At 64.1% G+C, this 26172-nt stretch carries 22 protein-coding genes and 1 other annotated feature; of the genes, 10 read left to right on the top strand and 12 right to left on the bottom strand.

Going from position 1 to position 26172, the window contains the following annotated elements:
- Position 1: 1 nt before the first annotated feature.
- From AC1RQP_RS15400 to AC1RQP_RS15380, 5 genes are all read right to left on the bottom strand, one after another.
- Positions 2-883 (bottom strand): CheR family methyltransferase, encoded by an 882-nt coding sequence (locus AC1RQP_RS15400; protein ID WP_492937572.1) that lies wholly within the window; start codon positions 881-883, stop codon positions 2-4.
- A gap of 60 nt (positions 884-943) precedes the next feature.
- Positions 944-1330 carry a response regulator gene (locus tag AC1RQP_RS15395; RefSeq protein ID WP_028181013.1) on the bottom strand — a complete coding sequence of 129 codons (387 nt, stop codon included), beginning with the start codon at positions 1328-1330 and terminating at the stop codon, positions 944-946.
- A gap of 32 nt (positions 1331-1362) precedes the next feature.
- On the bottom strand, positions 1363-1836 hold the full coding sequence (locus tag AC1RQP_RS15390; protein ID WP_239620020.1) for a chemotaxis protein CheW: 474 nt from the start codon (positions 1834-1836) through the stop codon (positions 1363-1365).
- A 24-nt stretch (positions 1837-1860) separates the two neighbouring features.
- On the bottom strand, positions 1861-4716 hold the full coding sequence (locus tag AC1RQP_RS15385; protein ID WP_492937571.1) for a hybrid sensor histidine kinase/response regulator: 2856 nt from the start codon (positions 4714-4716) through the stop codon (positions 1861-1863).
- 429 nt (positions 4717-5145) lie between these two features.
- The gene (locus tag AC1RQP_RS15380; RefSeq protein WP_256456024.1) at positions 5146-5277 is read right to left on the bottom strand and encodes a hypothetical protein; all 132 of its coding nucleotides are present in this window, start codon (positions 5275-5277) and stop codon (positions 5146-5148) included.
- A gap of 344 nt (positions 5278-5621) precedes the next feature.
- On the opposite strand from AC1RQP_RS15380, the gene AC1RQP_RS15375 reads away from it, so the two are divergent.
- The 3 genes from AC1RQP_RS15375 (at position 5622) to AC1RQP_RS15365 (ending at position 7268) form a co-directional block, all read left to right on the top strand.
- Positions 5622-6320: a Crp/Fnr family transcriptional regulator gene (locus AC1RQP_RS15375; protein WP_492937870.1), complete on the top strand. Its 699-nt coding sequence runs from the start codon at positions 5622-5624 to the stop codon at positions 6318-6320.
- Between the two features lie 155 nt (positions 6321-6475).
- Positions 6476-6853 (top strand): Hpt domain-containing protein, encoded by a 378-nt coding sequence (locus AC1RQP_RS15370; protein ID WP_239620016.1) that lies wholly within the window; start codon positions 6476-6478, stop codon positions 6851-6853.
- Positions 6854-7019: 166 nt separating this feature from the next.
- Entirely contained in the window at positions 7020-7268 is a 249-nt protein-coding gene (locus AC1RQP_RS15365) for a hypothetical protein (RefSeq protein WP_061880238.1), read from the top strand.
- Positions 7269-7340: 72 nt separating this feature from the next.
- On the opposite strand, the gene AC1RQP_RS15360 is transcribed toward AC1RQP_RS15365, so the two are convergent.
- Positions 7341-7958 carry a LuxR C-terminal-related transcriptional regulator gene (locus tag AC1RQP_RS15360; protein ID WP_239620014.1) on the bottom strand — a complete coding sequence of 206 codons (618 nt, stop codon included), beginning with the start codon at positions 7956-7958 and terminating at the stop codon, positions 7341-7343.
- A 333-nt stretch (positions 7959-8291) separates the two neighbouring features.
- Between AC1RQP_RS15360 and AC1RQP_RS15355 the strand changes: the two genes are divergently transcribed.
- The 3 genes from AC1RQP_RS15355 to AC1RQP_RS15345 all read left to right on the top strand — a co-directional run bounded on the left by AC1RQP_RS15355 (position 8292) and on the right by AC1RQP_RS15345 (position 11415).
- Positions 8292-9455, top strand: coding sequence for a hypothetical protein (locus AC1RQP_RS15355; protein ID WP_239620013.1), 1164 nt, complete (start codon positions 8292-8294; stop codon positions 9453-9455).
- Positions 9456-9639: 184 nt separating this feature from the next.
- Positions 9640-9849 carry a hypothetical protein gene (locus AC1RQP_RS15350; protein WP_492937569.1) on the top strand — a complete coding sequence of 70 codons (210 nt, stop codon included), beginning with the start codon at positions 9640-9642 and terminating at the stop codon, positions 9847-9849.
- Between the two features lie 351 nt (positions 9850-10200).
- Positions 10201-11415 (top strand): EAL domain-containing protein, encoded by a 1215-nt coding sequence (locus AC1RQP_RS15345; protein WP_492937568.1) that lies wholly within the window; start codon positions 10201-10203, stop codon positions 11413-11415.
- Positions 11416-11424: 9 nt separating this feature from the next.
- Here the strand turns inward: AC1RQP_RS15345 and AC1RQP_RS15340 are convergent, their stop codons facing one another.
- Positions 11425-12285, bottom strand: coding sequence for a DMT family transporter (locus AC1RQP_RS15340; protein ID WP_492937567.1), 861 nt, complete (start codon positions 12283-12285; stop codon positions 11425-11427).
- A 126-nt stretch (positions 12286-12411) separates the two neighbouring features.
- Here AC1RQP_RS15340 and AC1RQP_RS15335 point away from each other — a divergent pair, with 126 nt between their 5' ends.
- On the top strand, positions 12412-13824 hold the full coding sequence (locus AC1RQP_RS15335) for an aminotransferase-like domain-containing protein (protein WP_492937566.1): 1413 nt from the start codon (positions 12412-12414) through the stop codon (positions 13822-13824).
- Here AC1RQP_RS15335 and AC1RQP_RS15330 read toward each other — a convergent pair.
- Positions 13821-14426, bottom strand: a complete 606-nt coding sequence (locus AC1RQP_RS15330) for a GDYXXLXY domain-containing protein (protein ID WP_492937565.1) — start codon at positions 14424-14426, stop codon at positions 13821-13823. The two genes, AC1RQP_RS15335 and AC1RQP_RS15330, sit on opposite strands and share 4 nt — an antisense overlap.
- Positions 14423-15694: a DUF2157 domain-containing protein gene (locus AC1RQP_RS15325; protein ID WP_492937564.1), complete on the bottom strand. Its 1272-nt coding sequence runs from the start codon at positions 15692-15694 to the stop codon at positions 14423-14425. The genes AC1RQP_RS15330 and AC1RQP_RS15325 overlap by 4 nt, the downstream gene beginning before the upstream one ends.
- Positions 15695-16038: 344 nt before the next feature.
- Positions 16039-16094: a sequence feature (sul1 is cis-regulatory element that is thought to sense ions involved in sulfur or methionine metabolism; They are found in Alphaproteobacteria), on the top strand.
- Positions 16095-16303: 209 nt separating this feature from the next.
- On the opposite strand from AC1RQP_RS15325, the gene AC1RQP_RS15320 reads away from it, so the two are divergent.
- The 3 genes from AC1RQP_RS15320 to AC1RQP_RS15310 all read left to right on the top strand — a co-directional run bounded on the left by AC1RQP_RS15320 (position 16304) and on the right by AC1RQP_RS15310 (position 21304).
- A complete protein-coding gene (locus AC1RQP_RS15320) occupies positions 16304-17788 on the top strand; it encodes an MBOAT family O-acyltransferase (RefSeq protein ID WP_492937563.1) in 1485 nt (494 codons plus the stop codon).
- A 15-nt stretch (positions 17789-17803) separates the two neighbouring features.
- The gene (locus tag AC1RQP_RS15315) at positions 17804-18799 is read left to right on the top strand and encodes a hypothetical protein (protein WP_492937562.1); all 996 of its coding nucleotides are present in this window, start codon (positions 17804-17806) and stop codon (positions 18797-18799) included.
- A gap of 1125 nt (positions 18800-19924) precedes the next feature.
- Entirely contained in the window at positions 19925-21304 is a 1380-nt protein-coding gene (locus AC1RQP_RS15310; RefSeq protein WP_492937561.1) for a sigma 54-interacting transcriptional regulator, read from the top strand.
- Positions 21305-21565: 261 nt separating this feature from the next.
- Here the strand turns inward: AC1RQP_RS15310 and AC1RQP_RS15305 are convergent, their stop codons facing one another.
- The 3 genes from AC1RQP_RS15305 to AC1RQP_RS15295 all read right to left on the bottom strand — a co-directional run bounded on the left by AC1RQP_RS15305 (position 21566) and on the right by AC1RQP_RS15295 (position 26166).
- Entirely contained in the window at positions 21566-22813 is a 1248-nt protein-coding gene (locus AC1RQP_RS15305) for an OmpA family protein (RefSeq protein ID WP_492937560.1), read from the bottom strand.
- 26 nt (positions 22814-22839) lie between these two features.
- Positions 22840-24093, bottom strand: a complete 1254-nt coding sequence (locus AC1RQP_RS15300; RefSeq protein WP_492937559.1) for an OmpA family protein — start codon at positions 24091-24093, stop codon at positions 22840-22842.
- Positions 24094-24162: 69 nt separating this feature from the next.
- A complete protein-coding gene (locus AC1RQP_RS15295) occupies positions 24163-26166 on the bottom strand; it encodes a hypothetical protein (protein ID WP_492937557.1) in 2004 nt (667 codons plus the stop codon).
- Positions 26167-26172: the final 6 nt, after the last annotated feature.

The raw sequence follows: 26172 nt of genomic DNA, 5'->3' as shown, positions 1-26172 counted from the left end.
GTTATTGTCCCGCCATCGCCGCCGCCACTCGCGGCGCCGCTGCGGCGAGAACCGGCTTGGCTGCCGCCGCACGCGGATCGTTCGGCTTGTAGAGGCCGCGCCGCTCCGGAATCGGTCTGAACGTATCGGTCAGTCCGACCACGGTCTCGGCGGCGCCCAGCACCAGGAAGCCGTCCGGCTCGATCTGGCGCGCCAGCCGGTTGAAGATGTTGATCTTGGTGTCCTGGTCGAAATAGATCAGCACGTTGCGGCAGAAGATGACGTCGAAGGTGCCGAGCTGGGCAAAGTCGTGCAGCAGGTTGAGCTGGCGATGCTGGATCATCGCCCGCAATTCGGGATTGATCTGCCAGGTCTCGCCGGTCTGCTTGAAATATTTGACCAGCATCTGGATCGGCAGGCCGCGCTGCACCTCGAACTGGCTGTAGATGCCGGCCCTCGCCTTCTCCAACACCTCCTGCGACAGGTCGGTCGCGATGATCTCGATGCGCCAGCCGGTGAGGGCCGCGCCCATCTCCTTCAGGCACATCGCCAGCGAATAGGGCTCCTGCCCGGTCGAGCCGGCGGCGCACCAGATCCGCACGCTGCGGCGGTTGGCCCGCGCCTTGATGATCTCGGGCATGATGTGGTCGCGGAAATGATCGAACGGGACCTTGTCGCGGAAGAAGAAGGTCTCGTTGGTGGTCATCGCCTCGACCACATCGGTGATCAGCGTGCGCGAGCCGGCTTGCAGCTTCTGCACCAGTTCGGCGATGCCGGAGAGCCCGGTCTTGCGGGCGAGCGGCAGCAGGCGGCTCTCGATCAGATATTGCTTGTCTGCGGACAGGTCGAGACCGGAATTGTCCTTCAGAAACTTGCGCAGATACTCATACTCGGTCGGGGTCACGGATGGCCTCTCGGAAGCTGTACTGGAACACTCTGGCCCAAGCACTCGGGCCAGACACACTCAGACCATGGCTTGTCCGACCGGGATCAAACCAACTTCAGCGAACTTGTCGGCGATAATGTCTTTGTCGAAAGGCTTCATGATGTACTCGTTGGCGCCGCCGCTGAGCGCCTGCGCGATATGAGCCACGTTGTTCTCGGTGGTGCAGAACACCACCTTGGGCTGGTCGCCGCCGGGCAGGCGGCGCATGTGGCCCATGAACTCGAAGCCGTCCATGACGGGCATGTTCCAGTCGAGCAGCACCGCATCGGGCAGCTGCCGCTGGCAGATCTCGAGCGCCTTCGCGCCGTCCTCAGCCTCGGTCACTTCGAATTCCAGACCTTCCAGGATCCGGCGCGCGATCTTGCGCACCACGCTGGAATCATCGACCACCAAACACGTCTTCATTTTGGTTCTCCGGCTTCGATGGTTTCTTTGGTTCAGGCCGCCATCATTTCGGGTGCGAGCTCGAGGACGCGATCGACGTCGAGGACGACCATGAGCTGGCCGTCGAGGCGGTGGACGCCGCCGGCGAGCTTGGCCATGCGGGGGTCGAGGTTGACGGGGTTCTCCTCCATGCCGGCCTCGGGCAGGCGCAGCACCTCGCCGATCTGGTCGATCAGCAGGCCATAGGATTCGCCGCGCAGGTCGACGCCGACCGCCATCGGCACCTTGCCGTCCTCGGCCTTGGGCAGGCCGAGACGGGCGCGCATGTCGACCACGGTGACGATGCGGCCGCGCAGGTTCAACACGCCCGCGATCTCGCGCGAGGACAGCGGAACGCGGGTGACGCGCTCGGGCATGAACACGTCCTGGACGCGGGAGATCGGCAGGCCGAACAGCTGGCCGCCGATCATCGCGGTGACGTATTCGACCATGGCGCCTTCGCTGGACTGGGTCTTGTTGCTGGCCATAAGCCTATCTCCTGATCCCCTGGGTTACGCCGCGGCCCGGCTCAGCTCGGAAGCGCCGGCGGCGCCCGCGGTCTGCTCCTTCAGCGCCGCGATCAGGCCGGGACGGTCGAACTTGGCGACATAGTCGTGGAAGCCGGCCTGACGGCCGCGCTCGATCGCCGCCGGCGACACCAGCGCCGACAGGCCGATGATCGGCGTCGCGGCGAGGTTGTTGTCGGACCGGATCACTTCGGCGAACTCGAACCCGTTCATGTCGGGCATCTCGATGTCGGTCAGCACCACGTCGAAGCTCTGGGCGCGGAGCGCAGCTAGGCCCTCCTGCGCGGTCGGCGCGGTGCGGACGCGGTAGCCGGCGGCCTTGAGCACCGGAGCCAGCATGTTGCGGAAGAAGGCCGAGTCGTCGACCAGCAGCACCGACTGCGAGTGCATCGACGGCTTCATCTCCTTGCGGGTGAACCAGTCGGAGAACGCCATCGGCAGGAAGTGGCCGACGTCGATCACCTCGGTGGCCTGGCCCTTGATCACGGCCGAGCCCAGGATGCCCGAACTTGAACCGCCGACCTCGATGTTGAGCCGTTCCTCGACGATGTCGATGATCTCGTCGACGACGAGGCCCATGGAGCGGCCGTCGTCGGCGAACACCAGGATCGGCTGGACGCCCTGGCTGGCAATGGTGACGCCTTCCATGGCCACCAGCGGCATCAGCTGCTCGCGGTACTGCACCATGTAGCGGCCGTTGCTGAACTCGATCTTGTCGGCCGGCAGCTCTTCCAGGCGGGTGACGAGCCCGAGCGGGACCGCCTTGGGCTGGGACGAGCCGGCGCGGAACACCAGCAGCGAGGTGGTCTGCTCGCCCGATCCGATGTGATGGCCGGCCGCGTCCTCGCCCATGTCATGGGCCGAGGAGCCGGCGGCGCCGAGCGCCTTCGCAATGCCGTTGGGATCGATGATCATGATCACCGCGCCGTCGCCCAGAATGGTGTTGCCGGAGAACATGTCGATGTGGCGCAGCTTGGTCGACATCGGCTTGACCACGATCTCCTCGGTGTGGAACACGCCGTCGACCACGATGCCGAAGGTCTGGCTGCCGACCTGGGTCACCACGATGAAGCCGTTCTCGGGATCGGAGGCCGCGCCGTCGTCGATCTTGAGCAGCTTCTTCAGGTGGATCAGCGGCAGCAGCTTGTTGCGGAGCCTGAGGACCGCGGTGTCCTTGATGCGCTCGATGCGGTGCTCGGAGTTGGCGCGGGCCCGCACCAGCTCGACCACCGAGAGCTGCGGGATGGCGAAGCGGTCGCCGGCGGCTTCCACGATCAGCGCCGAGACGATGGCGAGCGTCAGCGGGATCTTGATGGTGACGCTCGAGCCTTCGCCGGCCACGCTCTTGATGTCGATGGTGCCGCCGATCTGGTCGATATTGGTGCGCACCACGTCCATGCCGACGCCGCGTCCCGACACCGAGGTGATGGCGGCCGCAGTCGAGAAGCCCGGCGCGAAGATGAACTTGTGGATCTGGGCTTCGCTCATCTTCTCCAGCTCGGCCTCGGTGACGAGACCGCTCGAGATCGCCTTGGCCTTGATCTTCTCGGTGTTGAGGCCGCGGCCGTTGTCGGCGATGCAGATGATGATGTGGCCGCCCTCGTGATAGGCGGACAGGCGAATGGTGCCCTGCTCGCCCTTGCCGGCAGCCAGCCGCTCGGCGGGGGTCTCGAGGCCATGATCGGCGGAGTTGCGCACCATGTGGGTGAGCGGGTCCTTGATCAGATCGAGCACCTGGCGGTCGAGCTCGGTGTCGGCGCCGTGCATCTCCAATTCGATCTGCTTGCCGAGCTCGCTCGAGAGGTCGCGGACGATGCGGGGCAGCTTCTGCCAGGCATTGCCGATCGGCTGCATGCGCGTCTTCATGACGCCTTCCTGCAGCTCGGCGGTGACGTTGGAGAGGCGCTGCAGCGGCACCTTGAACTCGGTGTCCTCGTTGCGCCTTGAGATCTCCAGCAGCTGGTTGCGGGTCAAGACCAGCTCGGAGACCATGGTCATCAGGTGCTCCAGCGTATCCACGTTGACGCGGATCGACTGGTTGGCGATGCGGTCGCCCTCGGAGGCGCCCTCGTCGGCCATCGACTTCTTCGGCGCGGCCTTCTCCTTGGGCGCCTTCTCCTTGGCGGCTTCCTTCGCAGCAGGAGCCGGGACTTCGGCAGCCGGCGCGGGCTCGGCCTTGACTTCGGATTTGGCAACGGGCGCGGGCACCGGCGCCTCGATCGCGGTCTCGCGGAAGGCGCGCTCGAGCTCGTCGAGCGAGACCTCGCCGGGACGCAACGGGCGCTCCAGCGTCTGCTCGATCAGCATGCCCGTGGTCAGCTCCTTGGTAGGCGCAGGCGCAGCGGCAGCCGGGGCTTCCGGCGCCAGCGGCGGAGCCTCAGTGACGGGAGCAGCAGCACCGGCCGACGGCATCGGCTGCGCCGAGCCTGCCGCGATCGGCGAAGCCGACGCTGACATCGCCGCCATGCCCTGCTCGACCATCGCCTCCAGCTTGTCGATGAGGTCGCGGTCGTTGCCCTCCGGCTCGGCTTCGGTCGCCTCCAGCCCGGCCAGGATCTCCTTGATGCGGTCGATCGAGGACAGGATCACCGTCACCGCCTGCCCGGTCACCGGCATGCCGTCACGGAACTTGCCCATCAAGGTCTCGCCGGCATGGGCCAGCGCTTCGAGCCGGGGCAGGCCGAGGAAGCCGCAGGTGCCCTTGATGGTGTGGACCAGGCGGAAGATGTTATCCAGGATCTTGGCGTTGTTCGGCTCCTGCTCGAACTTCACCAATTGATTGTCCACGGTGTCCAGGCTCTCGCTGGTCTCCGTCAGAAACTCCCGCAACAGATCATCCATGAGCTACGCCTTACTGACCTGGATTTAAACTGGACGCCCGAGCCACCCTTGGCACGGATGGACGCCCTATCCTCGATCGTTAGACATCCCCTTTCACAGTCCCGTTAATTTCATCCTCCGTCCTACTACGGATATTGAAGAGAAGTTTGCGGTTCGACCGCATGCCCCAGCGCTTTTCGGCAAATCCGTCTCCACGCCGCAAGGAGTCGGCGTGCGAGGTAAACGGGCCGATAACAGCGAGGCGAGACGTGCGGGAAAGTCCTGCTCGCGAAGAGCATTGGAGACGGCCTGCGGGGGTTGGCCCGAGCCGCTCGCAACCGGCGATGCTCTCGTGGCTTGCGCTTCGCGGAATTGCTGCGACGTGCGCCGTCCGCTCATGAGGTAAACGGACTCTTACCCTGCGGCCATAGCGACTCGTGCCGCGCTAACCTAGCCGCGCGCAGCCGAGGCAATGCCGCCGCCACGACGCTCTGGCAGGCAATGCGGCATGACGATGTCGATGATCATCAGATCGAGCTGGTCGTGTTCGAGCGTGCAGCCCGGCTTCGCCAGCCTTGCCATCGTCACCCGAAATTGTTTGGACTAGGTCACAACCTTTGGGTTAATATCTGCCAAAACTACAACTGAGCGACGAACGGCACTTGCCGACGGCATCCGATGGACGCGTCGTGCTGTTCCCCGGAACTGCCTCCATGCTCGAAATCGGAGCTTTCCTTCCAGTCGCTGCCGCAAGCGCGCCGTCTTGCAAGCACGAAGCGCCGCAGGAAGCGATTGCCGCGGCCGGACAACCTGTCTCAATTGCCAATATATCCCGGCCTGTACATGATTGAACTTACCGCACAGGGCCGTGATGTCGCCTGTCGCGATTCGACGATGCAGGAACAGGGGAGGCAGCTTTGGAAACGATGGCCCGTCCACCCAACGGTTTCCTGTCCGCACTGTCGCCGGACGATTACGAATTGATCCGTCCGCACCTGCGAACGGTTGATCTGCCCCATGACGCAGTGCTGGCCGAGACCGGCGAGACGCTGAAGCGCGCCTATTTTCCCCACCGCGGCGTCATCTCGCTGGTGGTGGAGCTGGCCAGGGACGAGCATGTGCAGGTCGCCATGATCGGCCGCGACAGCCTGCTCGGGACGTTTTCGATCATGGGCGAGGCGTCTGTATTGAACACCGCGCTCGTGCTGGTTCCCGGCGTCGCGTCAGTGGTGGATCTGGACCCGCTGCGGATCGCCGCCGACCAGAGCAGCACCCTGCGCACCTTGCTCATGCGCCACGGGCTTGCAGTCTACGTCCAGGTGCAGCAGACCGCCGGCTGCAACGCCGCCCATCCCGTGGAGTCGCGGCTGTCGCGGTGCCTGTTGCACACTCATGATCTGTCGGGCGACTCCCGGCTGCTGCTGACCCAGGAGACCATGGCACAGATGATCGGGGCGCGGCGCAACAGCGTGTCGCTGGTCGCCCACTCCTTGCAACAGGCCAATTTCATCCACTACAGCCGCGGACACATCCAGATCATCGACATCGACGGCCTGCGCCGGACGGCGTGCGCCTGCTACGCTACCGTGAAGGCCCAGTACGACCGGCTGCTCGGCACACGCTGAACGCCGCGGGCGATTGGTAAACCGCCGGCTAATACCGGTCTGCAAACACCGGCCATCCTGCTACCGGAACTGAAATTCCGATGCCGTAGACACGGGACGTACCTCGCGCCGCCACGTGCCGCGCGACAACGAACGATGATCAAGGCAGGCAAGCCATGTTTGACGCCCCCGTCGCGCCTGCGCTGAACGCGCTCGATGCCGACCCCGCGCGTGAGCCGCGCGCGTACGAAGCGCTGGTGCGCGAGATCGGCGAGGATGCTGCCTGTGAAGTGCGGGATGTGTTCTGGAGCGAGACCCGCGCGCGCCTGCAACTGTTCCGCACGCTCTCGCTTGCGCAGCACCACGCCCGGATCGCGCGCGAGGCGCATTCGCTCAAGAGCGCAGCCGGGACATTCGGCTATGTCAGGCTCGCAGCGCTGGCGTTGCGGCTGGAGAAGACCGCGGAGGGCCTCGGCGAGGCCGAATTCCGCGCGCTCCTGGACCGGATGGATGCCGCCTACGCCGCCGCGCGCGCACAAGAGCCGCAGGTCTAAGCGCGATGCGATTGACGCGTTTCCCGTGCGCGAACCGGTATCCGCTCCGCTCGAAGACGCTCGGGTACAGACCACGCGAAGCCCGCCGTACTTCTACGGTTTTGGATCTTCATAGATGGCTAATCATGGGAGGCGATAGTCCCGGGGAAAACCAGGAGGGTTTCCAATGTTCAAGTACGAGACGGCAGACCAGAAAGAGGTTCGTCGCTTCCGCATCGCGCAGTTCAACGGCCGGATGGCGACAGTGAAGGCTGGCGAGTCCACCGTGACCGGCTTCGTGCGTTCGGTGCTTGAGCAGGAATCGAGCGTGCCTCCCCGCTGGACCATCACGATCATTCCGAACGCGCCGAAGGAAGAGATCAAGCCGCTGCGTCGCGCCTCCCCCGCGCGTCCGTTCGCCGAAGATTATTTCTGAGCAGGACGGGTTTCCGAACGTCTCGAGAGATGTCGCGGGCGCATCGCCTGCCGGCGACGCCGCACGCCCGCCTCAGTCGATCGCATGCAGCAGCGCCGCACGGACGAGATCCGCGGTGTTGCGCGCACCGAGCTTGCGCATCGCCTCGGCGCGATGGCTCTCGAAAGTGCGCGGACTGATCTGCATGCGAAGCGCGCCCTGCTTGTTCGAATAGCCTTCGCTGATCAGCCTCAGCACCTCGCGCTCGCGCTTGGTCAGCCGCTTCTGGCCCGACGGACCGACGAGCTCGGCGCTCGGCACGCGCTGCGGCTGCAGCGCGCGAGCGGCCTTCGATTGCGCCTCCTCGGTGCCGGACGGGATCGGCAAGCCGCCCTTGCCGGCAAGCTGCTTGACCAGGCCGCAAACGCGCTCGGTCTGTACCAGCGCGTTCTCCACCACCCGCTGCAGATAGGCACGATCGCCCGTAGCAGGCACGAGCTGATCGCTGTGGTGCTTGATCTCGCCCATGTAGAGCAGGAGCGCAGTCAGGGGGCCGTTGAGCTCGCGGGCAATGGCCGCGGCCATTTCGTCGGCCGCCTTGGCACGGGCGGCGCTCAGGCGGACGAAATCAGGCTCCTCAGCCGGCGCAGCGCCGCCTTCGTCCCATTCCGACGGCCGCGAATCAGTGGCCGTATCATTCGGTGACCCCATGGCACTCGTTTAGCGGAACCGGAGCCGGTCTGTGCTTAACTTTCTGCTCCGTAAGACTACGGTGATTTGGGCCCTTTTGCGCTAAAAAGGCGGCTTCGGCACAATTTGTGCTTGCGTGTGGCCGCCCTCGATCGTGCAGCGGTTGAGTTCCGGCCGACACCTTGAGCCGTCAGGCCGGAAAACTCCCTTCGAGCGCCGCCTGCAACCGGCGTCGGCCCCCGGCTTTTACGGATTAATTAACGGCGACTTGCTTCTCTAGGGCGGTTGAGCGCGCAAATGCCTCCACGCATTGGGCCCGCAAACCAGCGGGACACGCTGCGAAAGATGCGTGCCATGAACGAGATCGATCGACTGTCGGAATTCCTGCAGAGGCTGACGCCGCTGTCGCGCAGCTGTCTGCTCAGCGAGCTCGAGCGGCTCGAGCTGTGCGGCATCGACATGCCAGGCTCGGCCGACATCCAGTCCCGCTTGCGCGCCGAGTTCCGCAAGGACGGATCGACCCAGGCGCGCGCCACCAACCCGTCGCGCTATTTCTTCGCGCCGCTGCAGCTGCTGCTGATCGATGGCGCACCCGAGCATGCCAATCTGGGGCGGATCTCGCGCAACACCCTCACCCCGATCTGGGAGTGGATCTGCCGCGATCTGCTGCCGACCATGGCGCGCGACTACATCAAGGCGATCAACGACCAGGTCGCGGCGAACAACCCGAAGGAGGTGCAGAAGATCGCGTCGACCTTCCAGATCAAGGTCGTCAAGGTCCTCGAAAGCACCCTCACCTCGTCCGAGAGCACCGAATCGGCGCGAGCCAAGCTCGCGCAATACACGGCCTCGCGCACCGCCTTCGACGACGTTGTGAAGATGCTGCATGTGTTGCGCGCCGGCGATGCGCTACCGAAGTTCAACGAGAAGCTGCCCGAGAGGATCGCGAAGTTCGACGACGGCCAGGTCGCTCAGACCACCGCGCAGCTCGACGCCTTCAAGAAGGCCCATCCCGACGCGCTGCCCTTTGCGCTGGCGCTGGTGGCGCGGCGTCTGAAGACGCCCTGGCAATTGGTGCGGCTTGCCACCAAGGCTGCTGCGAGCAAGGCCGCCGCGGACATTGCCGCCACGCCCTATGCCTGCGTCGTTCACATGGTCCTCGACCGGCTCGACGACAAGCGCCTCGCGCTTCGCATCGCGCTCCGAAACAACCGGGTGCTGGTCGCCCGCGACCTGCTCGCCGAAATCTACGACACCGAATATGCGCTCAAGGTCCGCATCGACGGCATCGAGCATTGCGACTGGGGCGTCCGCCTCCAGCAATTGATGGACGCGATCGCGAAGCTGGTCTCCGCCGAGGTGAGCCGCTTCCCCGCCAATGTGGGCCACATTCTCGGATCGCGGCGGCTGCGCAGCCACGACACGCTCGGCGGCAAGCTGACTTATCTGGCCTGGAAGGGACGCGACGCGATGCAGGACGGTGCGGCGGCGTTCCGCAAATTGATCGGGCAAAACTAAAGCGCGATGCGATTAGTTAGGCACGCCGGGCGCGCGGCAGGCTCAGGAAACGGTCGAAAAACCGCCCCGACAGCACGAATCTGAACCACCAATACATCATTCGCCGCATCGACATTGCTGTAATCCTCGACAGCCCACCACCGGCTGCGCGGACCAATAGCGCAGCTGCAGCAATGTGCGTGTGATGCGCTTCACATTCTCGGTCTCCGGCCCGGACCCGTTGTCGCAGAACCACGGCGCGCGACAGCGCAACATGCGCGCAGGACGGGAAGACGAGCTGTTCCGGCGCAGCCGTCGCTCCGATGCGCGCGCTGACGCTCGCGTCGACGACAATGGCGCCGACGTCATCGCCGCAAGGCAATTGCGCACCGACCACAACGACAAGCACCACTAGCCGCGCCCCTCGAACGAGCACGCGGGCTGGCGTGACACGGGAAAGTCGCCGGCAATCAATCCTCCGTCGGCCTCATCCCTGCGCCGGAGCGACAGCGCAACCGCATTGCGCAACGCGGTCGAGCGGCAAAATTGCACGCCCATTGCGCGCGAGAGATTTTTCGCGCGCTTCGACCAGCGTTGCGCATGCGATGCCTGGATATGCGGATTCTTTTCGAAGCTTCTGTCGAAAAGTTAGCTCAAATTGCAGAGCTTAACGTTACTCAAATTATTCAAGAACGATGTGAAGCTCTCCTTATTTGAACCCACGCTCGCCGTTTAAAAAAACGTCACGGAACGGGAGTGGTGTACGATGAACGATGGGATGACTGAACTCGTCGGCCGGAGGCCTGTGACCTTCGGACGACGAAAGGTGACGCCGCGCGCCTGCGTGGCCGACAGCAAGCGTCACCTGCGCGCCTTTCTCAGCGAGGTGCTCGAGGATCTCGGCTTCGTCACCTGCGAATGCGCCAGTGCCGACGAGCTGAAGACCGTGCTCGCCACCGAGTTGCCGGACCTGATCCTGCTCGGCGTCGCCGCCGATGGCATCGAGCCGGGACGATTCCTCGAAATCCTGGTGCGCGAGGCATTTGCTGGCAGGGTCCTCGCCGTCGGTGCCCGCGAATCGATCATCGTCAAAGCCGTGCGGCAGGTCGGTGAGGAGTATGGCCTTGCGATGCTGCCGCCGCTGACCACGCCCTTTGCCGCGGAGACGCTGCGCGAGCGTGTTGCGATGCTGCTGCCGGAGGAGCCGGCGCCGAGCCCGGCGGTGCATGTCGGCGAGGCCTTGCACGCCGGCTGGCTCGAGCTCTGGTACCAGCCCAAGATCGACGCGCGCACGCTCGTGCGCAGCGGCGCCGAGGCGCTGGTGCGGATGCGGCATCCGACCTGGGGCGTGGTACCGCCGGCCTATTTCATCCCGGAGCCGCACGATCCGCATTTCCGCGGTCTGTCGGAGTTCGTGATCGATCGCGCCGTGCAGGACTGGCACTATCTTCTGGAACAACAAAGCCCGGTCGATCTGTCGATCAATCTTCCCGCCTCCTATCTGAGGGAGCCGCACGCGGTGCGCGATCTCTGCCGTCGCGTGCCGACGCATCCGGCCTTCGGCGGACTGACCGTCGAGATCGACAGCGAGGAGGCGATCCGCGAGCTCGATCTCCTGACCGAGGTCGCGCGCGAGGTGGGCCTGCACAATATCGCGCTGTCGATCGACAATCTCGGCACCAACTGGCCGTCGCTGATGGGGCTCGACAAAATTCCCTTCGTCAAGCTGAAGGCCGATCGGCAATTCGTCACCGGCAGCGGCGGGGACCGGCTGAAGCGCACGGTGTGCCGCCACATCGTCGAGCTGGCGCAGGGCTTTGGCGCGCGCACCGTGGCTCAAGGGGTCGAGAGCCGCGCCGACCTCGTGGCGGCGAACGAACTCGGCTTCGACCTCGTGCAGGGCTTTCTGTTCGGCAAGCCGATGCCGCTGAAGAAGTTTGCAAGGAGCGCGCTGACGCGGACGGTGATGGGGGAGGCGTGAGGCACAGCCTCACGCAAACCGCCGCGCGAAGAAGACGCAGACGACCACGAGCGCGGTCGCGGCGATCATGCTCCAGGCGACGGGCTCACGCAGCAGGAAGCCCGCGAGCGCGAGACCGAAGAACGGCTGCAGCTGCTGCAACTGGCCGACGCGGGCAATGCCGCCGACGGCGAGCCCGCGGTACCAGAAGATGAAGCCGACGAACATGCTGAAGACGGAGACGTAGGCGAGCCCGATCCAGGCGGGCACGGTGACGCCGCTCCAGACGGGCGGCCATGTCAGAATCGCGAGCGCCGCCATCAACGGCAGCGCGAGCAACAGCGCCCAGGAGATCACCTGCCAGCCGCCGAGGCGGCGCGACAGCGCGGCGCCTTCGGCATAGCCGAGGCCGCACAGCACGATCGCGGCCACCATCAAGAGATCGCCGGTGAGCGATGCCGAGCCGTCGCCAGCGAGGGCGAAGCCGGCCACCGTGGCGCTGCCGGCCACGGCGAACAGCCAGAACAGCGGTTGCGGCCGCTCACCGCCGCGCAGCACGCCGAAGATCGCGGTCGATAGCGGCAAGAGGCCGATGAAGACGATCGAATGCGCGGAAGTGATGTGCTGGAGCGCGAGCGCCGTCAGCAGCGGGAAGCCGACCACAACGCCGGCCGCGACGATGGCGAGCGAGGCGAGATCACGCCGCTGCGGCCGCGCCTGCCGGAGCAGGCCGAGCACCACTGCCCCGATCAGCGCCGCGATGACGGCGCGCGCCGACGTCAGGAACAGCGCCGAGAAGCCGCCGACCGCCACCCGCGTCGCCGGCAGCGAGCCGCTGAAGATGATGACGCCCAGAAGACCGTTGCCCCAGCCGCTGCCCGCAGATTGCATGTCACCTCATTCCCTGGCGCGGTCATCTACCCGCTTCGACCATGGCGAAGCCAGCGACAATCCCATACAATCTGGCAAAGCTGTATTGGTATGGAGGGTCATACACCTTTGGGCGCCGACACACGCATGAGGGGCCGCAACGGCACGCGGACCGCCGATGTCATGAGCGCGGTCCGCGCCAAGGTCGCGGGCCGCGCGCTCGGTGCCGGCGACCGCCTGCCCTCGATCCGCAGTCTTGCCGCGACCATGGACGTTTCGCCCTCCACGGTGGTCGAGGCCTATGACCGGCTCGCGGCCGAAGGCCTGATCCGCGCGCGCCGCGGCTCGGGCTTCTATGTCTCCCCGACGGCAACACCGCCGCTCGCGCTGGCCGAAGTCGAGCCGCGGCGCGACCGGGAAGTCGATCCGTTCTGGGTGTCGCGGCAGTCGCTCGACGCCGATGCGGCCGTGCTCAAGCCGGGCTGCGGCTGGTTGCCGGCAGACTGGATGCCGGAGGCCGGCTTGCGGCGGGCCATCCGCGCGCTGGCGCGGGCCGACGAGCGCCTGCTGACAGACTATGGCAGCACGCGCGGCGCACTGGCGCTGCGCCGGCTGCTGATCACGCGGCTGGCGGAAGATGCCGTTGAGGCGTCAGTCGACCAGCTCATGCTGACGGGCTCGGGGACGCAGGCCACCGACCTCGTCTGCCGCTTCCTGCTTCGTCCCGGCGACACCGTGCTGGTCGACGATCCCTGCTACTTCAATTTCCGTGCACTGCTGCGCGCACATCAGGCAAGGATCGTCGGCGTGCCCTATACGCCGTCGGGCCCGGACGTCGCGCGCTTCGAGCAGATCCTCGGCAGCGAACGGCCGCGGCTCTACATCACCAATTCAGCTCTGCACAATCCGACTGGCGCGACGCTGTCTCTTGCGACCGCGCACCGGCTTCTGACCGCGGCCGCCGGGCACGACCTCACCATCATCGAGGACGACATTTTTGGCGACTTCGAGCCGGAGCGCTCGCCGCGCCTTGCCGCGCTGGACGGCCTCAACCGCGTGATCCGCATCGGCAGCTTCTCCAAGACGCTGTCGGCGTCGGTGCGCTGCGGCTACATCGCGGCCCGCGCCGACTGGATCGAGAATCTCGTCGACCTCCAGGTCGCAACCAGCTTCGGCGGGCCGAGCCCGGTCGCGACCGAGATCATTGCGAAAGTCCTGATCGGCGGCAGTTATCGCAAGCACATGGACGAGCTCCGACTGAGGCTCACGCGCACGCGTCGGGACGTCGCGCGCAAGCTTCAGGCGCTGGGGATCGAGCCGTGGCTGATGCCGCGCGGCGGCTTCTTCCTGTGGTGCCGCCTGGCCGACGGGCAGGACGCCACGCAGATCGCGCGCGCCGCGCTCCAGGAGAATGTCGTGCTGGCGCCCGGCAACGTGTTCAGCGTGTCGCAGACGGCATTGCGCTTCATGCGCTTCAACGTGGCACAGATGAGCGAGCCGCGAATGTGGGACGTGCTGCGGCGGGCGTTGAAGTCGGCGCCCCTAAGCACCGGCGACTAGTACCACGGCTCCTCATACACCGGCTCGCCGTCGAGCAGCAGCCGCTTGATGGCGGCGCGGCCCGAGGGCAGCACGGCGGCGACGACCCGCAGCTTCTGCTGGTTGCGCGCCTGCTCGAGCTTCCTGCCCTCGCCCTCGGGCACGAAGTAGCTTTCGAGACCATATTTGATCGTCAGCTTGTCGCAGAAGGTGCGGCCGGTCGAACCGCAGGAATGGCTGACGCGGCCACGGATCAGGATTTCAGGCGCCGTGACCGTGACGGGCGCGGCGTGCACCGAAACCGCCTCATAGAGCCCGTTGGCATTCGGTGCGAGCTTCACAAACACGTCAGGATTGCGCTCGGCCGCAGGCTTGCCAGCCAGCGCACCTGCCGGCAGTTGCGAGATGTCGTAGCGGAGCACGACATAGTCGCCGCGCAGGAGATCGCGGGGATCGACCGGCTGGGTCTGCAACGTGACCTCCCTGCCTTCGCGCAGGATCTGCATGCGGTCGGCGACCATCAGGACCAGCAGCGCGCATTGAATGAGGATGGCGGCGACGAACAGCGCCGCTTTCGGAATGCGCTGCCAGAGGCCGGTGAGGGACGCGATCGTGTTGTTCATCGCTCAGCCCTCGGCAGCATGCGGTTGAGCGCGGTTGCGAACAGGACGGCCACCACGCCCGCGGCCGCAAGGAAAGCCGATCGGCGCAGCAGCGAGCCCTTCACGGCCCAGGTGATGCCCGCAATGACGCCGGCGATCCCGAGCCAGCCGGCAACGATGCGCGGGCGCGTTGCATCGAGCATGCCCGACACGACGAGGCACAGCATGGCGCAGAGCAGTGCGGCATAGGCGAACCAGGGCTCGCCGGCCGTGGATGCCGGCCACAGCGGCGCCGCGACCAGCACGAGCCCGATCGCGCATCCTGCCAGGACTTCACCCGGGCGCCTGGTGATCGCGGCGGACACGAGCGCAAGGATCACGCCGGCGACGCCGCACAGGATCGCCCAAAGCGGCTGGGCCGGCACCGTGGCGGTCCGGAGACGGATGATGTCGTCGACGGTCGTCACTTCCAGGACGGCGGCGCCGGCCAGCGACAACGCGCCGTAGATCGACAGAACTGTTCCGAGGCCAAGCGCCCGCGGCGAGGGTGCTGCGGCGATCGCGAGCCCGGCGCCGAACAGCAGGGCCGCACCGTTCGCGAGCACGAATGACGGCTGGGCTCCGGCGAAATCGAAGCGAAGCGACGTCGCGATCCACCACGGCAGCACGGCCAGAGCGACGAGATGAGCCGCGACGCGCGAATTCCAGGCGAAGGCAAGGCTTGCTGCGACCAGCCAGACCGCCACGAACGGAAGATGCAGGACGTCGGGTGCATCGTAAGTCCGCATGCAGGTCCAGATGGTGGCGGCGACGAGACTGACCGCGAGCGCGCCGCGCGATCCGGTCAGCAGCGCCGCGGCAAACGCGCCGATCGACCACAGCAGCATGCCGCCGGCAAAATCCTCGCCGAGATGATACATCTGGCCGACCAGCGCGATGCCCGCACCGAAGATGATCGCACCGACGCTGGCGCAGAGATCGGCGAGAACGCTGCGGCCGCTCGCAGCGAACCAGGCCCCGAGGCCGCCGGTGACGACCATGCCGGCGAGCAGGATCGCGAACCGCATCGGTCGCGCAATCTCCGTCCAATGTGCCGCCACGAAGGCGAGGAATGCCGCCGCGATCAGCAGGCCGCCGACGATGGCGACGACCATTGCGATGTTGATGCCCGCCGGAAGCGGCGGCAGCGCATTGCGGATCGAGGCCGCCGCCGCCGGCGCGATCACGCCATCGGCCTCCCATCGCCCGAGATCGGCTTCGAGGCGCTGCCGGTAGGATTTGTCGAACATCGTTTGGGAATACTCGGGGTGTCGTCGGAGGGCGGGACGTTGCTAGGTCGGACCCCACCCATAACAGGTTCAACCCGTCACCGCTCTGCAGGAAAAAGCGGCCATCTTGAACTGCGGTCTAGACTTTTAGCGCCGACGAACTAGTTCGATCGGTCGAGATGCGGCAGATCGATGCCTGACGCGGGCACAATCGGTCTCGCACTCCGCTCAGAAATATTTCAATGAAAATCGAATGCAGTCATTGGCAATAGTTCGCTCGCGATTGTGCCCGCGACTGAATGCCACTGGATGACTTGACGAATCTCAAGAACGGCTGCCGCCCAATTGCAACGATGGCTTCATCACATGGACCTGGTGAGAAGCCAGGTGGCTCTTCTGGCCGCCCATCCGCCAGATAACGTCAAAGCCCCGGCACGTCATCTTCTGCCCCGGGCGACCGTGAGAATCCTCTCCTCCCGTACATTCGCGAATCGAACTGTTCGAACGCAGCTTCGCTGAGGATTCGGCGCCTACAATTACGATGGTGAAATCAGCGGCAAGTGGCTGAGTTACTGGCTCTGACTAAGTCTAAAACGACGCGATTAACCGTCAGCGAGCGGAGTAATCTACGTGCTGTTTAATTCTTATCAGTTCATACTCGTGTTCCTGCCTGCCGTACTGTTCGGCTATTTCGCCCTGCGTTTCTTTGCAACCAAAGCCGTCACCTTGCTTTGGTTGATTGGCGCATCCCTGGCGTTTTATGCGGCTTGGGACCCATGGAATCTTCTGGTGCTCTTCACGAGCATCGCCCTCAATTTCATCTGCGGCACGAGCCTCGCGGATCGCGCGCGAAGCGGAAGGCCAACCGGACTTCTGCTTGCCGTGGGCATCGCATTTAACCTCTGCATGATCGGCTATTTCAAGTATGCAGGCTTTCTTGCCGCCAACGTCAATACGATTTTTGGAGCCGACATTCCTGTCCTCGATCTGGTGTTGCCGCTGGCGATTTCGTTTTTCACATTTCAGGAGATCGCCTATCTCGTCGATTCGTCACGGGGCGAAACGTACGGGTACCGCTTCAAGGATTACGTACTGATGGTGGTGTTCTTCCCGCACCTGATCGCCGGGCCGATCGTCAATCACCGGATTTTAATGCGTCAATTCATGAGCAACGAGCAATTGAGCGCGAGGGCCCCAACTCTTGCGCTCGGAAGCGGCCTGTTCGTACTCGGCCTTGCAAAGAAGGTGCTGTTCGCTGATGGCATGGCGCCGCAGGCCAATCTGATTTTCGACGGTGTGGCCAGGGGAGCTTCGCCGACCTTTGCCGAAGCCTGGGTTGGAGCCCTGGCGTATACGTTGCAGCTCTATTTCGACTTCTCCGGCTATTCCGACATGGCGATCGGATTGGGCCTCCTGTTCGGGGTTCGCCTTCCGCTGAATTTCAACTCGCCGTACAAGGCAGAAAACCTCATCGATTTCTGGCGACGCTGGCACATGAGCCTGTCGGCATTTCTCCGCGATTATCTTTACTTTGCTCTCGGTGGCAGCCACCGAGGGGAAATACGGCGGTTCGCAAACCTGATCGTCACCATGCTGCTCGGCGGGCTGTGGCACGGCGCGGGATGGACATTCGTCTGCTGGGGAGCGTTTCATGGCTTCGGGCTGGCCATATGCCATTTCTGGATACGTCTCTTCGGTACTGCCCAACGCAGCGGCACCAGTCGATCCGGGGCCATGGCTGGCCGCACCCTTACCTTGATATTCGTCGTGTTTGGGTGGGTGCTGTTCCGCGCGGACTCCATGGGAAGCGCAACCAAGATGATGGGGACGATGATCGGACTGAATGGATTCGATCTCGGGATCAATGCCGACCGGCAACTGACCACCCTGCTGACGCTGGCGTCTATCGTCACTTTGTCGGCGATTGCGCTGTTTGCCCCCAACTCACAGCAGTGGCTGGGTTACGATCCGCAGCATCGGGCTGAAGAGCACTCCTCCTGGGCCAGTCACTTTGCGACTGCCTACCCAGTGCACGGCGTGGCGTTGGGCTGCCTTTTCGTCTTCACGCTGACCCAGATGTCCATCGTGCAATCTTTCCTCTATTTCCAGTTCTAACCGGAGGAATCCAAAATGCAGATGATCCGGACGGGCGATGAAGGTAGCGCCGAACGTCGCGCGCGGGTCTGTCTTGCCGCATTTTCCACTACGGTCCTCCTGTCGGTGGTTGGATTCTTTGCAGCACTCGGAGTTTTGCGGGCCGTTGATCGCCTGCCGCCGCCTCCGGTATCCGGGACGTGGTGCATCGACGGCCGTTTTGTCTGGCTGAGAGACAACCCGGATTGGAAGAATGCGGCGCTCATCGGGGTGGGGTCGTCGGTGACTTGGCGTAATCTTGATTTCCATGTGGTTCGCCCCGAGGGGGGAATCATAAACGCAGCGCCCTGCGCCCTAACCGTCAATCAGACTCGTTATATGACCGAGTTTCTTCTCTCGCGCGCATCGAACGCAAAAACTGTAATGATGGTCCTTGCACCACGAGACTTCCAAGGCTGTTCGAGGAATCCGACTGCATTTTTCGATCCTGATCTGGTCGATCAATTCATCGATCGAAAACTAAGCAACAGACTAGACAGGGCGTGGCTTCGCTTTCGTAACTTTCGTCTCAAAGACGTCTTCTTTCACGTGCTTTACGCCGAAGAGCGCCGCTCCGAGTTGCAGTTTGACGAGTTTGGATCCGGCCCCCTGGTCAGGGACGTGCCGGACGCGGGATACCCGGTCAAGCCGGAGTCGAGTTGCTATGCGGAACTAACCGGCCTCGCCACCTGGCTCGAATCGAAGGGCATTCAGTTCGTTGCGGTGACTTTTCCCGTCATGCCGGGGTGGGCCGCACGTCACGACCGATCCCGCTCGATACGAGAACAATTCAGATCTGCGGTCGCATCGGCGCTTGCCCCTACTAAAGCAATTTTGGTCGATGGCATGACCGAATGGCAAGTGCCGGACTCGGCATTTACAGATCCGGTGCATCTACAATGGGCAGAAACGGCTGCGTTTACCCGTTATGTCTGGAAGGCTGCTCAACAGAGGGGCGCAGACTTGCCTCATCTGAAGAGTGAGGGGAAATGACGGCAGCGAGCAGGTGAGACGAGAAGCAGCTCACCAACATGCGGTAACCGGAAAGAGCCGCCGCGTGCTGCCGGGCCGGCGGATGGTCGCGGGATGTTGGCTTAAGGCCTTTTTTGCAAAGACTCAGATAGGCCCAGACGGCGCATCGTTAGTAACGCAGCCGTTCTTCCCGGTCCTAGCGAAACGTCTGAACTATTGACGGCCCTCGACTCGGATTTCGGCTGATCACCTCGCGCTCGGTGTGCGGGCATTCAGCCGACCATTTCGTCCGCGCCTACGTGTCTCGGTCGGCGCTGTAATAAGGCCTGCCGGTTTGTAGAACGCGCTTGGAATTCTCAGCGCGGGCTATCAGATGGACGTGACGGACCCGCAATGGGCAGACTTCCCTATCATGCGGGATTTTCGGGCCTTCCTCGATCGATATTACCCGAAGCCGATCGCTCGGAGAGCGCTCCCTTCATTGCATTCAACATGCCGTCGGCACTCGTGGAGGTGATCAAACGATGCGATGACGAACTGACCCGCCAGAACATCATGCAAGTCGCTTCAAACCCCGATCTTGCGATCGGAAGTTACGTCCGTGGGGTCCGCATAAGAACCTCCCGCACAGACTATCTTCCGATCGAGCAGCTGCAAATGATGAGGTTTGATTGGCGGAAAGAGAAGGATTCCCGCTTAAATCGAATCAATCCATTTGGAATCATCAGGCCTGGGGAAACAGCATTCACAACCGCCGGTTGAGGCCATGGTTACATTGGCGCAAGCGCCATCCTGCTTCCTCGATGGAATTTTTCCAGCGGCACAGATTCGGGTCTTTCCCGATTTCAGCCAGCGTGAGAAACTCCCGCCAAGCTGAGCGAGCATGAAGTTCTACCCCTTGCCGCGTCGATTCTGCGTTCTGGAGTCGCCCCGTGTTTGGTGTTGGATCATATTCTTCGGTTGCCGGAGCTCCATCGAGCCACCCTTTGCTTCAATGTCGTTGCTATCGAGTAGGCAGCCTTCGCACTGCCCGGCTCGCAAGCGCTTAGTGCCGGGAATTCCGGCACGGCACTGATGATCACGTAATAGCCGTTCGCACCTGAGGGCAGGATCGCGAGGTCCTGTATTTCCTGTCCGGAGCAGGCCATGCATCGTGAGCCGTGGTTGCATGTATGGGACAAGAACGAGTCCTGCGACCGAAAGACATTGCTCGAGTCGCTTGCCGGCGCGGGCATTCGCCCACGCCCCTTCGATTCCAGTGCGGAGGGCGACGGAATTCTGTGTATCGCGCGGTTGAACGAGGACATCTGTGAATTCGTACGCGAGCACACGCGCAATCACGGGCGGGTCCTGGTGCTGGAGACCGCTGGCACGGCCGCAGACGGTGCGCAGGCCTGGCAGCTTTTGCACGCCGGCGCATCGGACCTGCTGACATGGTCGTCGGCACCCGGCGTCGCCGAACGCATCAAGGCGCGGTTCGCGCGCTGGCAGGCCGTCGACGCGCTCATGCAATCCGCAGCGGTCATGGACCGGCTGGTCGGCGTGACCGCAGCGTGGCGCGCGACGCTGCGCCAAGTCATCGAGATTGCCCGCTTCACGTCCGCCTTTGTCCTGCTGACCGGCGAGAGCGGCACCGGCAAGGAGTTGCTGGCGCGTCTCGTCCATCAGCTGGATTCGAACGCGGCCGAAAGCGAGCTGGTCGTCGTCGACTGCACGACGATCGTGCCGGAACTATCCGGCAGTGAGTTCTTCGGACACGAACGCGGCGCCTTCACCGGAGCCGTGGCGATGCGCGACGGCGCTTTCGCGGCGGCCGACGGCGGTGTGCTGTTTCTCGACGAGGTTGGCGAACTCCCAATGCCGCTGCAGGCGCAGCTGCTGCGCGTCATCCAGGAGGGCACCTACAAGCGCGTCGGCGGCAACGTCTGGCGGCATGCCGCGTTTCGCCTCGTCAGTGCAACCAACAAGAACCTGATCGAGGGGATCGCGGACGGCTGTTTCCGCAACGACCTGTACTATCGCATCGCCAGCTGGGTGGTCCGGGTACCCAGCCTGCAGGAACGACGCGAGGACATCCTGCCGCTGGCGCGGCATTTTCTGCGCGTGTTCCGCCCCGACATTCCGGACCTCGACTTCGAGCCCGCGGTGCGCAGTTTGCTGCTCGCGCGGGTATATCCGGGCAACGTCCGGGATTTGCGACATCTTGTGGCGCGCATCGCGAGCCGCCATGTCGGACCGGGCCCGATCACCGTCGGCGATGTGCCCGTCGACGAATATCCCGCGGTCGGCGCCGGAGATGGCCAGTGGCTCAACGCGGATTTCGAGCAGGCGATCCGCCATGCGGTCGACATTGGAGCCGGATTGAAGGAAATCAGCCAGGCCGCCGCCGAAACCGCCATACGCATCGCCATCGACAGCGAGGACGGGAGCCTGCAGCTCGCCGCGCAGCGCCTGGGCGTGACGGACCGTGCGCTGCAGATGCGACGCGCCGCGCGGCGCGCTCACAACGGCAATTCGGGCACTTAAAGCGTGATGGGATGAAGCTTGATTGCGACAGCGACGGAGGTGCACTCCCTCTCCCGCTTGCGGGAGAGGTGAACGACCCGCGGCGATCGATTCAACCTAAAGCCATTCCGCTTTGGTCGAGAGGATCGGTCGAAGCGTTTTACCGTGGCGCGATGACCGCAGGGAATCCCGCTTCGAATTCGAACGTGTCCGGCGGGATCCCGAAGTCGCTTGCCACAGTCGCTCCCTCGTTTCTCCGCGCGATCGTTTCGATGAGCATCGTCATTTGAAGCAAGGGTAGAGGCTGAGAGGATTGATCTGCTGCTTTGCCACCCAGTCTCTCAACCGCCGCACACGCTGCGACACTGCGCTTTGTCGCAGCTCGAACATCTGATTGATCATGCGTATGCCGCCACGGATATTCTCCTCGAGGATGGTCATGTCGCGCCAGATCTCCTTGTCTGTCTTTTTCGGACCTGGTTTGGCGAGGTGAGGGGCCTGGCCCCAGGCCCGAACGGACGGGATCAGGAACTCGATCGCGTCGCTGAATTCCGGTTCTGTCATGTCAACGTACCGGTCGTACCGGTCCACCGCGTCAGCCGTCAGATACCGCATGTCGTTTCCGGGCCGTGCAATCTGGTCAACAAGACACAGGATTCGCCGTCGCTTCGCCTCGTTGATGGGCATGCCGAATTGGTCCCACTTGCCGGTACGGCCAAACAGCTCGCGAGCTCTCAGGATGACCCGCCCGATATATTCGGGGTCTTCCTCGATGTTGGGCGTGGGGGCCGGGAAGCGCGCTCTGACAGGCTCCTGAGCAAATGAAATTTCGCGCCTACTCTCGATGAGCACGCCACGGTTTTGCGCGCGTCCTTGTACCGTGCTGTTGTCGGCAATGTAAGTACCGGGCGATGCCGCGGCAACTCGGACCTTCCCGCCCAGGTACCTCCAGTCGGAGCCGGCAAGCTGCTGGAGCAATTGCGCCATCTGTCGAGCGCGGCCGAGGCGAAGGGCACGATTGTCTTTCTCCCGGCCGACGCAATCGCTGTATCCGGTGATTGAGATGGTGGTGCTGGGATTGGCGCGAGCGACCTGGATGATCTCCCTGAGCCAGCTCCTCAGCGCGGCTTCTCTTCTCAGGGACGCCTTCGGAGTGGGCTGATCGACGCCGAAGTCCATGACCAGCAAGCCGCCGCTGCCGGGCCTGGTGACGTCGGATGGCAGATGCCCCTGCGCGGTTCGGGACCTCTCCACCTCGCCCCGCTGATACGGAGGACACACTGCCCGGGGCGTCGGCGCTTCATATTCATCGAAGGCGCCTTCGGACTCGGCCCATCCGTTCTCGTACTCGTCAAACTCCGGCTCGAATTCGAACGCCTCGGGTTCGATATAGAACTCCTCGGGCGTCGCCCGGCCTTGCGCCGGCCACAGGTTGTGGGTGCGGAACGGCGAAGGACGCTCGAATCCGTCGCGCGGCGCAGGCGCGACGGATTCGAACGGCTTCCGGGAGATATTGAATGGGCTCGTCATGTCACCCTCCCGTTGTCGTCAGTACGCTACTGGCCTGATCGCCGGCCACGACCGGGCGCGGCCCCGGTGACGCGGATGATCTCCGACTTCATGATCAGCACCCCGCGGTTCTGCGCGCGCCCGGCAACCGTGCCGTTGTCGGCGATGAATTCGTCGCTCGGTGCCGCCCAGGCGTCGAGCCTCGAACTGAGGAACGCGCGGTCAGGACCCGCGAGCCGCAGCAGCAATTCTTTCACGCGTTCGGCCCGGCCGCGGCGCAGGAAGCTGTTGTTGTTCTCACGCCCCACGCAATCGCTGAAGCCAATGACCGAGAGCCCGACCGCGGGATTGGCGCGCATCTCGGCGATTGCGCTCGCAAGCCAGGCCTGCAGCGTGGCGTCATGGGCGAGGCTCGGCTTGGTATGGCGCCAATCGACGCCGAAGTCTGCGACCAGCGCCTGGCTTGGCTGCGGGAAGACATCGGCAGGAAGGTGACCCGCCTCGGTCCTCGACTTCGCGACCTCGCCGGGGGCGTAGGCTGGACACCGACCCGTGAGCCGTTTCGGCGTGTACCAGCCCTGTTCGTATTCGTCCTCGAACTCGTCCTGTTCGCCCTCGTAGCCGTATTCCGACTCGAACTCGAAGGCCTCCGGCTCGATAAAGAACTCGCCTGACTGGCCGGTGGGCGGCGGCGCTGGAGGCTCGGCCGGCTCCGGACTTGGCGGCTCGGCGACAGGCGGCGGCGCCATCTGCACCATCGGCGCAACAACCGGAGGCGGTGGCGGCGGCTCGACATAAGCCGGCTCGGGATATTGCGGTTCGTCGTAAGGCTGCGGGTACCGCATCTGGCCGTATGGCCAGCCGCCGCCATACCAGCGACGCCAGCGGCGCCAGCGCGGGGCTATGCCGGCCGTATAAGGCTGCTGCCAGTAACCATAACGTACCGGTTGCTGCATCCCGTAAGCCTGCGATCCATAGACCGGCCGCGCCGGCCACCACCGACTGGCTCCAAGGGGACGCGAACCATAGACAGTCGAACGATAGGGACGCGCCGCGTAGTAGCGCGAAACCCGGCCGGACGGCGAGTAGCGGAATGACGGTGCGCTGACGCGTGATGCGTATGGCCGTTGCGGGTAAGCGCGCGGCGGCAGACGCGGCAACCGACGCCGGTGATCGCGGATCTCCGCTTCGCCGAATTCGGCTTCATCGGACTCCGCTTCGCCGAATTCTGCCTCGCCAAATTCGTCCATCTCGGAATTGAACTCGAAATCGCTGCGTTCGCTCTCGAATGCCCTGTTCATGATGTCCTCGCTGACAGTTTGGTTGCGCGGCCGGAGACGAGATCTCAGTGACGCTGCCGCGGCGGCCCTTCACCGGGACCGCTGCATCGCCAACCGGTTCTGAAGGTGGATCGCCGGCATGGTGTGGTCGACCATCTCGGCATTGGTGAGATCCATGCCGGTGACGGCACGGTAGGCGTGCAGGTATCCCTGGACCTCGGGTCGCCAGGAGCGGGCCCAGTTCTTCGCCGCCTCCTCGTTGTTGACGTCGATCCAGTCGCCGTAGCGGATCGTCAGCAGGATCTGCTCGCCATAGACACCGAGGTCGCGGAAGTAGGTGACCGGAATGTCGGTCCATCCCTGCAGCGCCTTCATGGTGTCGACCGTCGCCATCCACGGCTCCTTGTAGGGCACCATGCGGCGACCCTGCAGGAAGTCGCGCATCTCCGGCCGCGACAGCAGCCATTGCTGCATCAGCATCTCGGCGCGAGCCGTCCACGGCAGATCGCCGAACTGGTTGTTCGCGCCTTCGGCCAGCAGGATGTGCACCTCCTGCAGCGCGTTGAGCAGCGCGAAGCCGTCGGCGATCACCGTTGTGTCGTTGTCCTCCTTGTAGAAGATCGAGCAGCGGTGCAGCAGATGGTGGAATGCCTCGAGGAATTTCGACCGGCTGTCCGCCGAACGCAGCGGCGGCACCGCCTTGCCGTAGAGCTGCAGGCCATACTGATGGTCGTATTCATAGGCGCGGCGCTTCACGGAGAGCAGGTTCGGCTCGTCCTGAATGTAGCCCCACAACAGGTTGCCGAGCGGACGCAGCGGATCGATCTCGAGATGGGCGAGCGGATCGCGGTCTCCCCGCGCCCGCACGTTCTGAAAGCGCCGCGCGATGGCGCCGATGCTCTGCACCAGCATGCCTTCCTCGTGCCAGTACGACCAGATCAGCTCGAGCAGGCACGGCACCTGGATCCGCGAGCTGAGCACGCCATAGCAGTGCAGGCTGGCGATCTCCTTTTCGCCCTGGAAAGCGCTATCGAGCACACGCTTGATGTAGGGCAGCTGTCCGTGCGGGATGTAGGCGCAGAGCCGCGCGCGCAGATCCTCCAGCGTCACCTGCTCGCCGAAGCGCAGCGACTCGTCGTCCGGATCGAGATTTTTGATCTCCGCATGACAGCCGCCGCATTCCAGCAGCAGGAACACCTGCGTAGCGGTCTTCAAGAGCTCGTAGGCTCCGACGCCGTAGCTGAACGGCTGCAGATCGCGCGCGTCGCGCACCAGCCGGCTCGCGAGCATCGAACCGCGGCCGACGAGGTCGGTCTTCTGCTTACAGAGCACGCCTTCGATGAACTCGGCATAACGAGCGCCGCTGATCTGCCCGGTGCAACTGCGGATCAGCGACCAGAATGCCTGGTCACGGGTGCGTAGTGCGGCCGGACGTTGCAGTGACACCCGCAACGTGTCGCCGCGGCCGAGCGGCTGCGCCCTGACGCGTCCCGTGTCGCTAAGGACTACAGGATCGTGCCCGCGCATTACGGCGGCTCCCCGCTCGTCCACCAGCAGGGCACTGACGGTGTGCGTCCCGGCAAACATCCCGCTCGTATCCCAGGAGGCAGTTACCGATTTGGCTTCGACCTTGACGTTACGGATCGCCCCCTTGTTGCCGGTGTCGAAACGCCAATGCAGCTTGGCGCTCTCTACCGATGGACCTCCCACTGTGAGCTTGATTGGTTCGCCCTCTTCAACACCCTTGTCGTCGTCGTCGACGTGGAAATCCCACACCGGCATGTCCTCGGGCTGTTTGGCGGTGCGCACGGTGTGTATCCACGTCTCACCGATCTCATGGCCGGCCACGGCGACCGTCGCGCGGTGCACCCGTGTCGTTATATTTTCCGGCGGCGTCCATCGTGCCATTCGCGGATTGTGTGCATCGAGGTCGATATCCACGCCGTCGATTGCGAACACCAGCGGGCCGTGCTCCGTCGTGATCCTCTCCAGCTCCAGATCCGAGAGATTGACCGTGAGGGTCACGGTGTCACTATTCCGCAGAACCAGGTTGATATTGGCTTCGAGCTCTACCGTCTGAATCTTCTTGATCATCTGATC

The organism is Bradyrhizobium sp. GW821-FHT13H06 (assembly GCF_058803975.1).
The sequence above is the reverse complement of the archived record's forward strand: the minus strand, read 5'-3'. Positions and strand labels throughout refer to the sequence as shown.

Coding starts and splice junctions, on each gene's coding strand:
- AC1RQP_RS15395 (WP_028181013.1), bottom strand. CDS start 1,330: ATGAAGACGTGTTTGGTGGTCGATGATTCCAGCGTGGTGCGCAAGATC.
- AC1RQP_RS15390 (WP_239620020.1), bottom strand. CDS start 1,836: ATGGCCAGCAACAAGACCCAGTCCAGCGAAGGCGCCATGGTCGAATAC.
- AC1RQP_RS15385 (WP_492937571.1), bottom strand. CDS start 4,716: ATGGATGATCTGTTGCGGGAGTTTCTGACGGAGACCAGCGAGAGCCTG.
- AC1RQP_RS15380 (WP_256456024.1), bottom strand. CDS start 5,277: ATGGCAAGGCTGGCGAAGCCGGGCTGCACGCTCGAACACGACCAGCTC.
- AC1RQP_RS15375 (WP_492937870.1), top strand. CDS start 5,622: ATGGCCCGTCCACCCAACGGTTTCCTGTCCGCACTGTCGCCGGACGAT.
- AC1RQP_RS15370 (WP_239620016.1), top strand. CDS start 6,476: ATGTTTGACGCCCCCGTCGCGCCTGCGCTGAACGCGCTCGATGCCGAC.
- AC1RQP_RS15365 (WP_061880238.1), top strand. CDS start 7,020: ATGTTCAAGTACGAGACGGCAGACCAGAAAGAGGTTCGTCGCTTCCGC.
- AC1RQP_RS15360 (WP_239620014.1), bottom strand. CDS start 7,958: ATGGGGTCACCGAATGATACGGCCACTGATTCGCGGCCGTCGGAATGG.
- AC1RQP_RS15355 (WP_239620013.1), top strand. CDS start 8,292: ATGAACGAGATCGATCGACTGTCGGAATTCCTGCAGAGGCTGACGCCG.
- AC1RQP_RS15350 (WP_492937569.1), top strand. CDS start 9,640: ATGCGCTTCACATTCTCGGTCTCCGGCCCGGACCCGTTGTCGCAGAAC.
- AC1RQP_RS15345 (WP_492937568.1), top strand. CDS start 10,201: ATGAACGATGGGATGACTGAACTCGTCGGCCGGAGGCCTGTGACCTTC.
- AC1RQP_RS15340 (WP_492937567.1), bottom strand. CDS start 12,285: ATGCAATCTGCGGGCAGCGGCTGGGGCAACGGTCTTCTGGGCGTCATC.
- AC1RQP_RS15335 (WP_492937566.1), top strand. CDS start 12,412: ATGAGGGGCCGCAACGGCACGCGGACCGCCGATGTCATGAGCGCGGTC.
- AC1RQP_RS15330 (WP_492937565.1), bottom strand. CDS start 14,426: ATGAACAACACGATCGCGTCCCTCACCGGCCTCTGGCAGCGCATTCCG.
- AC1RQP_RS15325 (WP_492937564.1), bottom strand. CDS start 15,694: ATGTTCGACAAATCCTACCGGCAGCGCCTCGAAGCCGATCTCGGGCGA.
- AC1RQP_RS15315 (WP_492937562.1), top strand. CDS start 17,804: ATGCAGATGATCCGGACGGGCGATGAAGGTAGCGCCGAACGTCGCGCG.
- AC1RQP_RS15310 (WP_492937561.1), top strand. CDS start 19,925: ATGCATCGTGAGCCGTGGTTGCATGTATGGGACAAGAACGAGTCCTGC.
- AC1RQP_RS15305 (WP_492937560.1), bottom strand. CDS start 22,813: ATGACGAGCCCATTCAATATCTCCCGGAAGCCGTTCGAATCCGTCGCG.
- AC1RQP_RS15300 (WP_492937559.1), bottom strand. CDS start 24,093: ATGAACAGGGCATTCGAGAGCGAACGCAGCGATTTCGAGTTCAATTCC.
- AC1RQP_RS15295 (WP_492937557.1), bottom strand. CDS start 26,166: ATGATCAAGAAGATTCAGACGGTAGAGCTCGAAGCCAATATCAACCTG.